The sequence below is a fragment of the Pseudoxanthomonas mexicana genome, assembly GCF_001556105.1.
GTDB classification, from domain to species: domain Bacteria; phylum Pseudomonadota; class Gammaproteobacteria; order Xanthomonadales; family Xanthomonadaceae; genus Pseudoxanthomonas_A; species Pseudoxanthomonas_A mexicana_A.
Map to the genome: position 1 here is coordinate 1 of NZ_LSIF01000074.1, position 14396 is coordinate 14396.

The 14396-nt window shown below is 68.7% G+C and carries 13 protein-coding genes and 1 pseudogene; 11 read left to right on the top strand and 3 right to left on the bottom strand.

Annotation, left to right across the window (positions count from 1 at the left end):
- The 3 genes from AX730_RS19400 to AX730_RS13420 all read right to left on the bottom strand — a co-directional run.
- Positions 1-284: hypothetical protein (locus AX730_RS19400; protein WP_232310263.1), on the bottom strand; the 284-nt coding region annotated here is incomplete at its 3' end.
- A 75-nt stretch (positions 285-359) separates the two neighbouring features.
- Positions 360-740: a hypothetical protein gene (locus AX730_RS13415; protein ID WP_198147201.1), complete on the bottom strand. Its 381-nt coding sequence runs from the start codon at positions 738-740 to the stop codon at positions 360-362.
- Entirely contained in the window at positions 737-1033 is a 297-nt protein-coding gene (locus tag AX730_RS13420) for an autorepressor SdpR family transcription factor (RefSeq protein ID WP_062357351.1), read from the bottom strand. The genes AX730_RS13415 and AX730_RS13420 overlap by 4 nt, the downstream gene beginning before the upstream one ends.
- Before the next feature lie 142 nt (positions 1034-1175).
- On the opposite strand from AX730_RS13420, the gene AX730_RS13425 reads away from it, so the two are divergent.
- The 11 genes and pseudogenes from AX730_RS13425 (at position 1176) to uvrC (ending at position 14392) form a co-directional block, all read left to right on the top strand.
- A complete protein-coding gene (locus tag AX730_RS13425; RefSeq protein WP_198147202.1) occupies positions 1176-2264 on the top strand; it encodes a hypothetical protein in 1089 nt (362 codons plus the stop codon).
- A gap of 319 nt (positions 2265-2583) precedes the next feature.
- Complete coding sequence (locus AX730_RS13430) at positions 2584-3591, top strand: integron integrase (protein ID WP_083537907.1); 1008 nt, start codon at positions 2584-2586, stop codon at positions 3589-3591.
- A gap of 1 nt (position 3592) precedes the next feature.
- Positions 3593-6089: pseudogene (locus AX730_RS13435) on the top strand (DNA internalization-related competence protein ComEC/Rec2); the annotation flags it as partial.
- Positions 5983-6648: a MotA/TolQ/ExbB proton channel family protein gene (locus AX730_RS13440; protein WP_062357355.1), complete on the top strand. Its 666-nt coding sequence runs from the start codon at positions 5983-5985 to the stop codon at positions 6646-6648. The pseudogene AX730_RS13435 and the gene AX730_RS13440, both read left to right, overlap by 107 nt.
- 9 nt (positions 6649-6657) lie before the next feature.
- Positions 6658-7080, top strand: coding sequence for an ExbD/TolR family protein (locus tag AX730_RS13445; protein ID WP_062357357.1), 423 nt, complete (start codon positions 6658-6660; stop codon positions 7078-7080).
- 38 nt (positions 7081-7118) lie between these two features.
- The gene (gene msbA / locus AX730_RS13450; RefSeq protein WP_062357436.1) at positions 7119-8831 is read left to right on the top strand and encodes a lipid A export permease/ATP-binding protein MsbA; all 1713 of its coding nucleotides are present in this window, start codon (positions 7119-7121) and stop codon (positions 8829-8831) included.
- Positions 8828-9847: a tetraacyldisaccharide 4'-kinase gene (lpxK, locus tag AX730_RS13455; RefSeq protein WP_062357358.1), complete on the top strand. Its 1020-nt coding sequence runs from the start codon at positions 8828-8830 to the stop codon at positions 9845-9847. Before msbA ends, lpxK begins: the two co-directional genes overlap by 4 nt.
- A gap of 31 nt (positions 9848-9878) precedes the next feature.
- Positions 9879-10640: a 3-deoxy-manno-octulosonate cytidylyltransferase gene (gene kdsB, locus AX730_RS13460; RefSeq protein WP_062357360.1), complete on the top strand. Its 762-nt coding sequence runs from the start codon at positions 9879-9881 to the stop codon at positions 10638-10640.
- The gene (locus tag AX730_RS13465; RefSeq protein ID WP_062357361.1) at positions 10637-11101 is read left to right on the top strand and encodes a low molecular weight protein-tyrosine-phosphatase; all 465 of its coding nucleotides are present in this window, start codon (positions 10637-10639) and stop codon (positions 11099-11101) included. The genes kdsB and AX730_RS13465 overlap by 4 nt, the downstream gene beginning before the upstream one ends.
- A 31-nt stretch (positions 11102-11132) precedes the next feature.
- Positions 11133-12548, top strand: coding sequence for a redoxin domain-containing protein (locus AX730_RS13470; protein ID WP_062357363.1), 1416 nt, complete (start codon positions 11133-11135; stop codon positions 12546-12548).
- Positions 12545-14392, top strand: coding sequence for an excinuclease ABC subunit UvrC (gene uvrC / locus AX730_RS13475; protein ID WP_062357364.1), 1848 nt, complete (start codon positions 12545-12547; stop codon positions 14390-14392). The genes AX730_RS13470 and uvrC overlap by 4 nt, the downstream gene beginning before the upstream one ends.
- Positions 14393-14396 lie beyond the last annotated feature (4 nt).

Sequence of the window (14396 nt, forward strand, 5' to 3'; positions counted from 1 at the left end):
GAAAACATCGGTTCTTCTAACACTAAGACCCAACGTTCCATCAAAACGATCCAACCTTGGATCGAAAGCATGCAGTCATCTAACACCAGGATCGAACGTTGCATCGAAAAGATCGGACGTTCCATCGAACAGATCCAACGCCGCATCGAAAAGATCCAACGCCGCATCGAACAGATCCAGCGTTCCATCAAAACGATCCATCGCTGCATCAAAAACATCCAATGCGGGCCTGATGCCCCCGGCGATTCGTCCACCCAGGCGCTGCAGCGCAGGGCATCGGGCATTTCACTTCACACGTGGGGCCACGATGGCCGCACACCCTGCATGCCGGAGCGGGACACCGTCCGCCCAGGCCCGCCTCAGGCGCCCGACACCCGCGCCTTGTTCCGCAGCGACAGGCAGTACGCCGCCGTCACCCCGATGCCCAGCAACACCGCCAGCGAACCGCCGATGACCGCCACCTCCTTCGGTGCCGCGATCCAGAACCCCGCATAGACCAACCCGCTGAGCGCCATCGACCAGCCCGCCACCCGCTGCGCCTGCCGCGCCCGCGCACTCGGCACGAACCGCTTCGGCATCTGGTTGCCGAACCACGCCACCATCAACCCGATCGCCCCCATCACGATGCGGTCGACCATCTCGCTGTCGATATAGCCCCGCGAGCGCGCGAACGTGGCACACAGCGCCAGCCCCACGATGCCGAGGCCCCACGCCAGACTGGTCATCATTTCTCGGTTCATTTCGCAGACTCCTTCTTGGTTTTCGGCGCGGCCGTGCCCGCACCGAACGAATGCACGAAGCCGAGCAGCGCGTCTTCCAGCACCGACAGCTTCAGGTGGTAGATCACCGACTTGCCGACCTTTTCCGCATGCACCAGGTCGGCCTCCTTCAACACCGCGAAATGCGCCGACATCGTCGGTTTCGACACATCGAACTGCTCGCTCAGCTCGCCCGCGCTGAGCGGGCCCTTGCGCAGCAACTGCAGCACCTGGCGGCGGGTGGGATCGGAAAGGGCGCGGAAGACCTGGCTCATGATGTGATAGTTAGCTAAACATCGAAATGTGTCAACCGGCAACGCTCGGGACGGCGCGCGGCACCGCAGGAGTGACTAACGGCCCTCGTGAACGGCAGGGGAGGTCTCACAATCCTGCAGACCTGGACATGGAACGACCACGATGAAGTTCTCCTTGCTTGCCCCTGCCCTGATCGGCCTGCTGGCCGCCACCGCCTGGGGTGCCGCGAACGCCACCACGCCCGGCGACGGGGACGAAGGCCGCCTGATTACCCGCAACGCCGACGGTGCCTGGTTCCTGCAGCAGCCCGAGGGCCAGCCCGGGCGCGGCTGCGCCGCCCGCTTCATCTCGGGCAAGAAGGGCAACGCCCGGATGGCCCTGGTCGGCCCCACGGCCAAGTCCGCCACCGCCGCCATCCTGCTGCAGGGGCCGCGCATCGGCAGGCCCGCGTCCGCGCAGGAGGTCAGCATCGAACTGCGCCAGGAGGCGCTGCCCCCGGCCACCATGCGCGGTGCGCTGATGCCGGGCGCCGGCGGGGACGAGGGCTTCCTGATGATCCCGGTGGGCGACCTGCCGCAGACCATGGGCTCGATGCGTACCAGGGAGCGCGACCTGCGTGTGCGCGTCGGCGGCGTCGATGTGTTCGACCTGTCCTACGACGGCCTGGACCAGGCCCGGGGCGCGATGCTCGATTGCCTGGCCGGCCGCCGCTTCACCGGCGGCAAGGGCCTGGCCGAGGCGACCTCGGACATCCGCCTGATGGGCACCTCCAGCATCGCGGGCACCGCCTTCTTCAAGGCCGCGGTGCTGGCCAGGAAGCAGTACCCGCCGAAGGGCAGCCAGCGGGTGGGCCTGATCCACATGAGCGAGGAGTTCAAGCAGTGGTTCGAGATGGTCAGGCAGAGCGAGAAGAGGCCGGACCAGATTCCCGATCGCATCGCCAAGCACTTCATGTTCGCCACGATCCTGGACGACCAGGGCGGTTTCCGCTTCACCAAGCTGCCTGCCGGCGAGTACCTGCTGATCGCCGACTTCTCCTTCAAGGAGACCGTGACCCGCAGCGAGGTGGTGGGCCGCACGGACGTGTACGTCGGCAACCGGCACATCGGCTCCAACGATCAGGTCGCCTACTGGTTCGAGGACGTGAAGCGGCAGACCACCTTCTCCAGGACCGTGCACCTCAAGGAGGGTGAGGCGATGCAGGTGACCCTGGACAAGTCGATGCTGGGCTGCTTCTTCATCTGCCGCTGACGGCGCGGATCCGTACGCCGGGCCTTGGCCCGCCCTTCCATGCGCGATGCGTGCGCGACGGGGCGCGGGTTCGGGGCTGTCGCGCCCGCTTTGCACTGCCCTTCGCCGGCACCGCTGCCCCGGTGGCGCTGGCCCGGTACAACGCAACGCCGCACATCGGCTTGGCCGCTCACGCATCGACCACCGCCCGGTAGAACCACGGGTGCCGGGCGGGGGCGCCGGTCGGGATTTTCCTATAGGCCTTCAGTGGCTTGGCCGATGGTCGGGGGAGCGGCTGCCTGCGATGTTGCCCGCGTTGTTCGCAGGGAATGCGGGAGCCATGGACGATCAGCCGAAGGATGGGGCGGTATCCGACGGGCAGGCGGGGGGCGGGCGTAGCGGCCTGATCGAGGACGTCGTCCGCAGATTGCGGGTCGGTCACTACAGCCTGCGCACCGAACGTGCGTACGTGGGGTGGATCAGGCGGTTCATCCTTGCCAATGGAAAGCGCCATCCACGCGAGTTGGGAGTGACGCACGTGGAGGCGTTCCTGACCGGATTGGCGGTCGATGGACGGGTTGCGGCCAGTACGCAGAACCAGGCGCTGTCGGCGCTGCTGTTCCTCTATCGCGAGGTCCTGGGCCAGAAGCTGGCGTGGATGGACGAGGTGGTGCGCGCCAAGCGGCCACAGCGGTTGCCCACGGTGTTGTCGCAGCAGGAAGTGCGCGCGCTGCTGGCCCAGATGGACGGCCGCATGGCCTTGCTGGCGCGCCTGTTGTACGGGACCGGCATGCGCTTGATGGAAGGCGTGCGCCTGCGGGTCAAGGACCTGGACTTCGCACGCAACGAGATCACCGTGCGCGAGGGCAAGGGCGGCAAGGATCGGCGGACGGTGCTGCCCGCCTCCCTGGTCCCGGCCCTGCACGCCGAGGTGGATCGCGTGCACGTACTGCACCGGCAGGATCTTGCGAACGGCGCCGGTGAGGTGTGGCTGCCGCATGCGCTGTCGCGGAAGTATCCGAAGGCCGCGCGGGAGGCGGGGTGGCAGTACGTGTTCCCGGCGCGCGCCATCAGTCTGGATCCCCGCGATGGACGATGGCGGCGCCATCACCTGGACGAGGCGATGCTGTCGCGGGCCCTCAAGCGGGCGCAGGTATCGGCGGCGATTGCCAAGCCGGTGACCGCGCATACGCTGCGGCATTCGTTCGCCACCCATCTGATCGAGGGCGGGTACGACATCCGCACGGTGCAGGAGCTGCTCGGGCACAAGGATGTCGCGACCACGCAGATCTACACGCACGTCCTCAATCGCGGGGCGGGCGCTGTGCTCAGCCCGCTGGACCGCTGAGATGGAGGCGGCGGAATCGGAGGCGCCTGCAGCCTTCGGGCTGGCAGCCGGGGTGGCGCTGCTGCTCGGGATGGTCGGCATGCTGTGGCAGCCCGTATTGCCCACGACCATGGTGCTGTGGGCCATGCTGGGCGCGGGCGTGTTCGTCTGGTGGGCAGGCCTGCGCTGGCGCGTCGTCGGGGCGCTGCTCGCCGGCGCGGCGTGGGCGGGTGTGCATGCCGCGTGGAGCATCGGCGCGCAGTTGCCCGTGGACTGGGAAGGGCGCGAGGTGACGGTGGCCGGTCGGGTCGTCGAATTGCCCGAGCCGCAGGCGCGGCGAACGCGATTCCTGTTGCGCGTCGATGACACGTCGCGGCAGCCGGCACCGCTGCGGGGGCGGCTGCTGCGGCTGGCGTGGTACGACGATTTCGGTGCAGCGGTGCCCGGCCCCAGGACGCGGCTGGGGGCCGGCGAACGATGGGAATTCCTGGTCCGTGTGCGGGCGCCGCGCGGGTTGTCCAATCCGGGCGGCATGGACGCGGAGCGGTACGCGGCGGCGCAGCGCATCAGCGCCACGGGTTACGTCCGCGATGCGCTGCGAGCCCGCCGACTGTCGCCGGGTCGGGGCATCGACGCGTGGCGCAGCCGACTGTCGTCCCGCATCGCCGACGCTGTGGCGGGCCGCGAGGCGCGCTTCATCCAGGCGCTGGCACTGGGCGACACCCGCGGTCTCGATGACGACGACTGGTCCGTGCTGCGTGCGACCGGGCTGACGCACCTCATCGCCATCTCCGGGTTCCATGTCGGCATGGTGGCGGGTGCCTGCGCGTGGACAGCGGCCGGGCTGTGGTGGCTGATCCCGGCGCTGGCCCGCAGGATTCCGCGCCCGCAGGCGGCAGGCGCCGCCGCATTGTCGGGCGCACTGGCGTATGCGGCCGTGGCCGGCTTCGCGCTGCCGACCGTGCGCACGGTGTTGATGATCGCGGTGGTGGTGCTGGCGCATCTGGCGCGTCGCCATGTCCGGATCGTCGACACGCTGGTGCTCGCCATGGTCGCCGTACTCCTCTTCGACCCGTTGTCGCTGCTCGCCGCCGGCTTCTGGCTGAGCTTCGGTGGCGTGGCCTGGCTGGCATGGTGCCTGCCGGCGTCCTTGCACTGGGCCAAGGCCTTCCTGCCTGCGCAGGCGGTTGCGACGGTGGGGCTGTTGCCGGTGACGGCGGTGCTGTTCGGGCAGGCCTCGCTGGCCGGTCCGGTGGCGAATCTCGCGGCGATTCCCTGGTGGAGCCTGGTGGTCGTGCCGCTGTCGCTGCTCGGCACCGCCCTCGACGTGGTGCATGCGGGTGCCGGCGCGTGGGCGTGGCGGATGGCGGCAGCGTGCTTTGCGCCGAGTTGGCAGGTATTCGAGCGCCTGGCGGATTTCCGATACGCGTTGTGGTGGTTGCCGGAAAGCCCCGGGTGGGCGCTGTGGTTGGCGTTGGCCGGCGGGTTCTGGCTGCTGTTGCCCCGCGGCGTGCCGGGCAAGTCGCTGGCGCTGCTGTTGTGGCTTCCATTGCTGTGGCCGGACCGCGACCTGCCGCGTGGAGGCGAAGTGGAACTGGTGGTCATCGACGTGGGGCAAGGGTTGTCGGCGCTCGTGCGTACGGCCAACCACGCGCTGCTGTTCGATGCCGGGCCTGCGGTCGAGGATGGATTCGATGCCGGCGAGCGTGCCGTCGTGCCGGCGCTGCGGGCGCTCGGGGTGCCGCGCCTGCACGCGCTCGTGGTCAGCCACGGTGACAACGATCATGCCGGCGGCGTCGATGCGGTGCGCGACAGCGTGCCCGTGCGCGCGGTGCTGGCGCCGCCGGGCAGTCCGGTGGATGCGCAGGCGGCGTGTGTCGCCGGCGCTTCATGGACATGGGATGGCGTGCGCTTCCGCGTCCTGCATCCGGGCCTGCATTTCCCCTATCTGGGCAACGAGGCGAGCTGCGTGCTGAAGGTGGAAACGGCACATGGCAATCTGCTGTTGCCAGGCGATATCGGCGCCATCGTCGAGCGTGGGCTTGTCCACCGCGATGCGGATGCGCTGCGGGCCGACGTGGTCGTACTCCCGCACCACGGCAGTGCGGGGTCATCCGATCCGGCCTTCGTCGCGGCCACATCGCCGAGACTGGTGCTGAATGCCAGTGGCGCGGGCAATCGCTTCGGCCATCCGCGGGAGGAGGTCGTCGCGCGCTGGCGCAGGCAGGGTGCCGAGGTGCTGGATACGCAGACAGGTGGTGCGCTGCGCGTATGGCTGGGCGCGGATGGCCTGCAGGTGCGTGAACGGCGTCACGACCGGGCGCGCTGGTGGGACGCCGTGCAGCGCCGGCAGGCCGGTGGGCTATCCTATCGGCTGGAAGAAGGACGGCCGGATGCGCCGGAGGACTGAACGTGCTGGAACTGGTGAAGGCCGGCGGTTGGCCGATGATCCCGCTGCTGCTGCTTGGCGTGCTGGCGTTGGCGATCGTGGTGGAACGTTTCTGGTCGCTGCGTCGCAAGGAGATCCTGCCGCCCGGACTGGGCGAAGAAGTCCGTGCCTGGGCCGGCCGTGGCCAACTGGAACCGGCCCACATCGAATCCCTGCGCCGCAATTCACCGCTGGGTGAACTGCTGGCGGCGGCGCTGGATGTCCGCAACAAGCCGCGCGACCAGATCCGCGAGCGCATCGAAGACACCGGCCGCCATGTGGTCCATCGCATGGAGAAATTCCTCAACGCGCTGGGCAGCATTGCGTCGGCCGGCCCGCTGCTGGGCCTGCTGGGGACCGTGGTCGGCATGATCCAGATGTTCCTCGGCATCCAGGACAGTGGCGTCGGCGACGTCAACGCGCTGGCGGGCGGTATCGGCAAGGCGCTGGTCTGCGCGGCGGCCGGCATGATCGTGGCCATCCCGGCGCTGCTGTTCCACCGGTATTTCCGCGGCAAGGTCACCGGCTACGTGATGGAGATGGAGAAGGAGGCCACCGCGCTGGTCGATGCGCTGGAAGCCCGCCATCCGCGTACCGCCGTCCGTCCGGCCGGCGCGGTCGCGCCGGCCGCGGCACCGACCAGCGCCTGAGGCCGGCGCATGCGCATCCGCGACGACCGTTCGCAGGAAGAGCCCGAGATCAACCTGGTGCCGTTGATCGACGTGATCCTGGTGCTGATCATCTTCTTCGTCATCACCACCACCTTCGATGCGCGCTCGATGCTGCAGCTGCAGCTGCCGAGCGCGACCGGCGAGCCGGTGGCGGCGCAGGTGAAGGCGCTGAGCGTGCTGGTCAATGCCGACGGGCGCTACTTCGTCGATGAACACGAAGTGCTCCGTCCCGACATCGATGCCTTGAAGCAGACCCTGCAACAGGTCGCCGGCACCGACCGCAGCCGGCCGGTGCTGTTGCGCGCCGATGCCCGCACGCCGCACCAGGCGGTGGTGACCGCGCTGGATGCACTGGGCCAGCTGGGCTTCCGCAAGATCAACATCGCCACCGCGCCGGAGGCGCAGAAGTGAGTCCGGCGGATTCGCCGTGGCAGGTCTACAAGCGGCTGATGGGCTTCGCGCGGCCCTATCGGGCACTGCTGGCGCTGGCCGCCATCGGCATGCTGATCGAAGCCGCCGCCGGGGGTGCCTTCAGCAAATTGATGGAGCCGGTGGTCAACGAGACCTTCATCGACCGCGACAAGGCCAAGAGCCTGCTGTTGCCGCTGGCGATCGTCGGGTTGTTCGTGATCCGCGGCATTGCCGGCTATATCACCGACATGGGCATGGGCAAGGCGGCGCGCAGCATCGCCCGCGACGTCCGCGTCAACGTGCTGGGCAAGTACCTGCGACTGCCGGGCCTGCGTTTCGATACCGAACCGGTGCCGGCGATGCTGGTGCGGCTGGGCTCGGATGCGGACCAGATGTCGCAGGCCGCCGTCGACGCGATGAAGGTGATGCTGCAGCAGATACTGCAGATCATCGCGGCGCTGGTGGTGATGTTCTGGACCAGTTGGCAGGTCACGCTGGCGATCCTGGTCATGGCGCCGCCGCTGGCGTGGATCATGGACAAGGTGGCCAAGCGCTACCGGCGTATCAGCCACCGCATCCAGGAAAGTGGCGCCGAGATGATGCAGGCCGCGGACCAGACCCTGTCCAACCAGCAGGAAGTGAAGATCTACGGGGCGCAGGGCAGCGAGCTGACACGCTACGCCGGTTTGGCCAACGCCAATCTCAAGCTGGCCATGAAGGTGGAGGCCACCCGCAGCGTGTCCTCGGCGATGGTGCAGCTGATGGGCGCCATCGGGCTCGCCCTGCTGTTGTTCTTCGCCGGTCGCGAGGCGATGGCAGGGCGGTTGACGGCCGGCGGCTTCGTCACGCTGATGATCTCGATGATGGCGATCATCCCCGCGCTCAAGCAGCTGACCAATGTGCAGAACATGCTGCAACGGGGTGTCGCGTCGGCGCAGCGGTTGTTCTCGGTGCTGGATGCGGAGGACGAACGGGATGCCGGCACGCGTGAGCTCGGCCGCGCAGACGGGGTGCTCGAGTTCCGCGACATCACCGCGCGTTATCCCGGCCAGAGCAAACCCGCACTGGACGGCATCAGCTTCACGGCGCGCCCCGGTACCGTCACCGCCATTGTCGGGCGGTCCGGCAGTGGCAAGTCGACACTGATCAAGCTGATCCCGCGCTTCTACGAGGCCGAATCCGGCAGCATCCTGCTCGACGGCCAGCCGTTGCAGGAGTACCGGTTGGCCGACCTGCGTCGGCAGATCGCGCTGGTAGGCCAGCAGGTGATGCTGTTCGACGGCACCGTCGCCGCCAACGTGGCTTACGGCGAGTTGCAGGGCGCCGACGCGATGGCGATGGAAGACGCCGTCCAGGGTGCCAATGCGATGGAGTTCGTGCGCGAGTTGCCGGAGGGCCTGCAGGCGCCGATCGGCAACAAGGGGGGCCGCCTGTCCGGCGGTCAGCGCCAGCGCCTGGCGATTGCACGCGCGATGCTGAAGGACGCGCCGATCCTGATCCTCGACGAGGCGACGGCGGCACTCGACAACGAATCCGAACGCCTGGTGCAGAACGCGCTGCAGAAGCTCATGCCGGACCGCACCACGCTGGTCATCGCGCACCGGCTGTCGACCATCGAACACGCCGACCAGGTGCTGGTGCTGGACCAGGGCCGGCTGGTGGAGCAGGGCAGGCACACCGAGCTGCTCGCGCGCGGTGGGCTGTATGCCCATCTGTACCAGATGCAGTTCCACGAGGGCGAGGCGGGGTGAGCAAGCGCGCGATGCCGCAGCCTCCCGGATACTGGTTCGGCGGAGGTGCCGTGCCGGTGTGGGCGCGCGCGCTGTCCGGCATCTATGGCGCTGCGGTCGCGCTGCGGCGGCGGTTGTATCGCGCCGGCCTGCTGCGTCGGCATCGCATCGGTGTACCGGTCATCGTGGTGGGCAACCTCATCGCTGGCGGCACCGGCAAGACTCCGTTGACCATCGCGCTGGTGGAGCGGCTGCGCGCAGCAGGCTTCAAGCCGGGCGTGGCCAGCCGCGGTTACGGTCGCAGTGGCGAAGGACAGGCGCGGTGGGTGGATGCGGCGACGCCGCCCGCGGAGGGGGGCGACGAGCCGGTCCTCATCGCACGCCAGACCGGCACCCGCGTACGCGTGGATCGCGACCGGGTGGCCGCAGCGAAGGCGCTGGTGGCGGCCGGATGCGATGTCGTCGTCTGCGACGACGGCCTGCAGCACTATCGCCTGCAGCGTGACGTGGAGATCGAGGTGATCGATGGCGTACGCCGCTACGGCAACGGTCGCCTGATGCCGGCGGGACCGCTGCGCGAGCCGGCCGCGCGCGCGGACGAATGCGATTTCCGCGTGGTCAACCTGCCGGATGCCGATGGCGCTGCCGCGTTCGGTGAGTGGCCGATGCACCTGCAGGCCGATGATGCGTTGCCGGTGCGCGGCGGTCGCCCGAAGCCGCTCTCGGCGTTCGTCGGGCAGCGCGTGCATGCGGTGGCCGGCATCGGCAATCCGGATCGCTTCTTTGCCATGCTGCGCAGTCGCGGATTGGGCGTGGTGCCGCACGCGTTCCCGGACCACCATGCCTACCGCGCCGAGGATTTCGCCTTCGGCAGCGAACTGCCGGTGCTGATGACCGAAAAGGACGCGGTGAAGTGCGCCGCGTTCGCCAATGCCTGGTTCTACAGCGTGCCGGTGGCGGCGAAGTTGCCCGAGGCGTTCTGGATCGCGCTGCTGGAGCGGCTGGGTCCTGTGCCATCGGCGAGCGCCGGTCGCTGATGGTGTTCCTTTTCCGTCGAGTTGGATTCCGATGACCGATTTCATCGTCGCCATTCCCGCCCGTTATGCCGCTTCCCGCCTGCCGGGCAAGCCGTTGCGGTTGCTCGGCGGTACGCCGCTGGTCGTGCACGTCGCGCGCCGTGCACTGGCAGCGGGTGCGCGCGAGGTCTGGGTGGCCACCGACGATGCCCGCATCCGCGATGCGCTGCAGGGCACCGACGTGCGGGTGGCGATGACGTCCGAGCGCCACGCGTCGGGCAGCGACCGTCTGGCCGAGTGCGCCGACATCGCTCGCTGGACCGATGAGACGCTGGTGGTGAACCTGCAGGGCGACGAACCGTTCGCCCCGCCGGCCGGCATCCGCACCGTCGCCGAGACGCTGGCCGCCAGTGGTGCGGAGATGGCCACGCTGGCGGTGCCTATCGAGGATGCGGCCACGCTGTTCGATCCCAATACGGTCAAGCTGGTGCGTGCGGCCAACGGCGATGCGCTGTATTTCAGCCGTGCCCCGGTCCCGTGGCACCGCGATGCGTTCGCGCAATCGCGCGATGTGCTTCCTCCCGGGCAATGGCTGCGGCACATCGGCATCTATGCCTACCGTGCCGGGTTCCTGCGGCGCTTCTCCGCGATACCGCCGGGCCGGCTGGAACAGGTGGAGTCGCTGGAGCAGTTGCGGGTGCTGGAAGCCGGCCATCGCATCGCCGTGGCGCTGACCCCGGAACCTTTCCCGCCGGGTGTCGACACGCCCGAGGACCTCGCGCGCGCCGAGGCGATCCTGCAGGCGCAGGCGTGAAACTGCTGGTGGTCTGCCTGGGCAACATCTGCCGCTCGCCGATGGCGGAAGGCGCGTTGCGTGCCCGGCTGGCGTCGCCGCCGCTGGCCGGCCGCGTGCAGGTCGACTCCGCGGGGACCGGCGGCTGGCATGCGGGCGAACCGCCGGATCGCCGGGCCATTGCCTGCGCGCGAGGACATGGAGTGGATATCGGTGGGCAGCGTGCGCGCCAGCTGGCGGCGGCCGATTTCGAGGCCTTCGACTGGATCCTGTGCGCCGACCGCGCCAATCTCCGCGATGTCCTTCGCCTGGCGCCGCCTGCGCGTCGCGAGCGCGTCGTCCTGCTGCTGGACTGGGCCGGCGTCGAAGCGAACGGAGAGGTGCCTGATCCGTACACCGGCGGACCGGAGGACTTCCAGCAGGTCTGGCGATTGGTCGATTCGGCGGCACGGGCGGTCGTGGACCGGCTCGCCGTCGATTGAGACTGGGGCATAATCGGGCACGATGACGGATATGACCCTGGCTCCCGAACTGCCGCGTGGCCTGCATTGGCTGAACGCGCCCGCGACCACGCTGCACGAGCAGCGGGGGCGCATCGTTGCGCTGGCCTTCGTCAACAGCGCTTCTGCCTGGTGCGCGCAACGGCTCAACGACCTTGCCGTGCTGCAGGCCCGTTACCTGGGGCGCCTGCAGGCGTTGGCCATCCACGTGCCGCGCTTCGACAGTGAACGCGACCCGCAGGCCGCACTGAAGCGCTTGCGCCGCCACGGGCTGTCGTTGCCGCTGGCGCATGACGCCGACTGGGTCGCATGGCAGCGTTTCGGCGTGGAGTCCTGGCCGACCGTGCTGCTGATCGATGGCGAGGGTAACGTGCGCCATCGTGCCATCGGTGCCGAAGGCCTGGCGGAGCTTGAGCGGCAGATCGCACGTCTTTGCGAGGGCCTGCACGAACCGCCCGACGACGACCTGCGCGCCTTCCGCGAAGCGAACCCCGAACCGCGCATGCCGCTGTGTTTCCCGTCCGGGCTGGTGGCCACGCCGGACCGCCTGTTCGTCGCCGACAGCGGGCACCATCGCGTCCTCGAGTGCAACCACCATGGCCGCGTGATCCGGCAGTTCGGCATGGGCACGCCGGATTTCGCCGACGGCGAACTGAACCATGCGGCCTTCCGTCGTCCCCAGGGCCTGGCCCTGGTGCGCGAATCGCTTTATGTCGCCGACACCGGCAACCACGCCCTGCGACGGATCAACCTGCCGACGAGCACCGTCGATACGCTGTGCGGCAATGGCCGTGCGGGCGAGCCTGCAGAAGGCGTGGTCACGGCGCCGCGCGATGTGGCGCTGAACCAGCCGCAGGCCATCGTCGTCAACAACAACCAGATATTCGTGGCGATGGCGGGCGACAACCGGGTCTGGAGTTATGACCTGGGCACACGCGAGATCCGCGCGCGCGCCGGATCGGGCCAACTCGAGATCCGCGATGGCAGCGGGCCCATGGCCGCATTCGCACAACCCGCCAGCCTCACGGCGGTGCTGCAGACCCTGTATGTCTGCGATGCGGCGGGGTCGGCCCTGCGCTCGCTGCAGTTGCGCGGCGATACGGTACAGACGCTGATCGGGCAGGGCGTCTGGAGCTTCGGCGACGAGGATGGCCCGCGCGATCGCGCCCAGCTGCAGCATCCCCAGGCAGTGGCGTTGAGCCCGGACTCACCGATCATGTGGATCGCCGATACCGGCAACGGCACCCTGCGCACGCTGCGCCTGGGCGGCGGTGAGTTGTCCACGGTGGCGCTGCCGCGCCGGCTGCACGGGCCTGCGGGTCTCTCGATCGCGGCGGGCGCGGTGTGGATTGCGGAGACCGATGCCCACGCGGTGCTGCGCTACGATATCGCCACCGGCGAATTGAGCCACGTTCCGATCGACGAATGAGCGGTAGTCCCCAGGCGGAATTCGATGGCAAGGCCTTCGCGGCCGGCCTGAGCACGGCGCCGGGCGTCTACCGCATGTACGCGGCCGACGACGCGCTGCTGTACGTCGGCAAGGCCGGTGCGCTGCGCCGGCGCGTCGCGAGCTACTTCAGCAATTCGCCGAAATCGCCGCGCACGCTGTCGATGCTCTCGCAGGTCGCGCGCATGGACGTGACGGTCACCCGCACCGAAGCCGAGGCGCTGCTGCTGGAGAACCAGCTGATCAAGTCGCTGACGCCGCGCTACAACGTGCTGCTGCGCGACGACAAGAGTTATCCCTACGTGCTGCTCACGCGTGAAGAGTGGCCGCGGATCGCGTTCCATCGCGGCGCGCGCGCGGTGCCGGGTCGTTACTTCGGCCCGTATCCCAGCGTGACGGCGGTACGCGACACGCTGAACCTGATGCAGAAGCTGTTCCGCATCCGCAACTGCGAGGACAGCGTATTCCGCAACCGGTCGCGGCCCTGCCTGCAATACCAGATCGGCCGCTGCAGCGGACCCTGCGTCGGTCTGGTGGAGGAAGCCGACTACACCGAGGCCGCGAGACGGGCGACGCTGCTGCTGGACGGACGCAGCGACGAGCTGACCCGCGAACTGGCGGGCGCGATGGAGCAGGCCAGTGCCGAACTCCAGTTCGAACAGGCCGCGCGCCTGCGAGACCTCGTGGCCTCGATCCGCACGCTGCAGGCGCGCCAGTACGTGGACGGACACGCGGCAGACCTGGACGTGCTGGCCTGCGCGATGCGCGGCAGCCAGGCCTGTGTGCTGCTGCTCGCTTTCCGCGACGGTCGCAACCTGGGCACGCGCACGTTCTACCCGAAGACCAACGGTGAGGATTCCGCCGAGGAAGTGTTGGGTGCCTTCGTGTCGCAGTACTACGCCGAGCAGCCAGCGCCGCAGGAAATCATCCTGGACCGCGAGATTCCCGAGGCGGAGCTGATCGAACACGCACTCGCTGCCGCCGCAGGACGGAAGGTCCAGCTGAAATGGAACGTCCGCAGCGAACGTGCCGGGTACCTGGATCTGGCCAGGCGCAACGCCGAGCTGGCGCTGGTCACCGAGCTGACCAGTCGCAACGCGCAGACGGCGCGCAGCGAAGCCTTGAAGGAACTGCTGGGCCTGGCCGAGGCGGCGAAGCGCATCGAGTGCTTCGATATCAGCCACACGATGGGCGAGGCGACGGTGGCGTCGTGTGTCGTGTTCGATGCCAATGGTGCCGTGCGCTCGCAGTACCGTCGCTACAACATCACCGGCATCACGCCCGGCGACGACTTCGCCGCCATGCACCAGGCCATCGAGCGCCGGTTCCGGCGTGCGGTGGAAGAGGGTGGCGTGCTGCCCGACGTACTGCTGATCGATGGCGGTGCGGGCCAGCTCGCGCAGGCGAACGCCGCGCTGGCCGATCTCGGCGTCGATGGCGTCATGCTGGTCGGCGTAGCCAAGGGTGTCGAGCGCAGGGCGGGCCATGAGACGCTGGTCATGCCGGACGGGCGCGAAGTGCGGCCGGGTGCGGCGTCGCCGGCACTGCAATTGATCCAGCAGGTACGCGATGAAGCGCACCGGTTCGCCATCACCGGTCACCGCGGCAAACGCCAGAAAGCGCGCATGACCAGCAAGCTGGAAGACATCCCTGGCATCGGTCCGCGCCGTCGCGCCAGCCTGCTCAAGCACTTCGGTGGATTGGCCGGGCTGAAGGCCGCTGGCGCCGACGAGATCGCCCGCGTCGACGGGGTGAACGCCGCACTGGCCGAACGAATCTACGCTAACCTGCACGGGCTGCCGTCCCCCGAGGCAGGAAACGAGTAAGCCT

Excerpts from the sequence above, each read along its gene's own strand:
- kdsB (WP_062357360.1), top strand. The coding sequence starts at position 9,879 with ATGACCGATTTCATCGTCGCCATTCCCGCCCGTTATGCCGCTTCCCGC.
- AX730_RS13425 (WP_198147202.1), top strand. The coding sequence starts at position 1,176 with ATGAAGTTCTCCTTGCTTGCCCCTGCCCTGATCGGCCTGCTGGCCGCC.
- AX730_RS13470 (WP_062357363.1), top strand. The coding sequence starts at position 11,133 with ATGACCCTGGCTCCCGAACTGCCGCGTGGCCTGCATTGGCTGAACGCG.
- AX730_RS13445 (WP_062357357.1), top strand. The coding sequence starts at position 6,658 with ATGCGCATCCGCGACGACCGTTCGCAGGAAGAGCCCGAGATCAACCTG.
- AX730_RS13415 (WP_198147201.1), bottom strand. The coding sequence starts at position 740 with ATGAACCGAGAAATGATGACCAGTCTGGCGTGGGGCCTCGGCATCGTG.
- AX730_RS13420 (WP_062357351.1), bottom strand. The coding sequence starts at position 1,033 with ATGAGCCAGGTCTTCCGCGCCCTTTCCGATCCCACCCGCCGCCAGGTG.
- AX730_RS13430 (WP_083537907.1), top strand. The coding sequence starts at position 2,584 with ATGGACGATCAGCCGAAGGATGGGGCGGTATCCGACGGGCAGGCGGGG.
- msbA (WP_062357436.1), top strand. The coding sequence starts at position 7,119 with ATGGGCTTCGCGCGGCCCTATCGGGCACTGCTGGCGCTGGCCGCCATC.
- uvrC (WP_062357364.1), top strand. The coding sequence starts at position 12,545 with ATGAGCGGTAGTCCCCAGGCGGAATTCGATGGCAAGGCCTTCGCGGCC.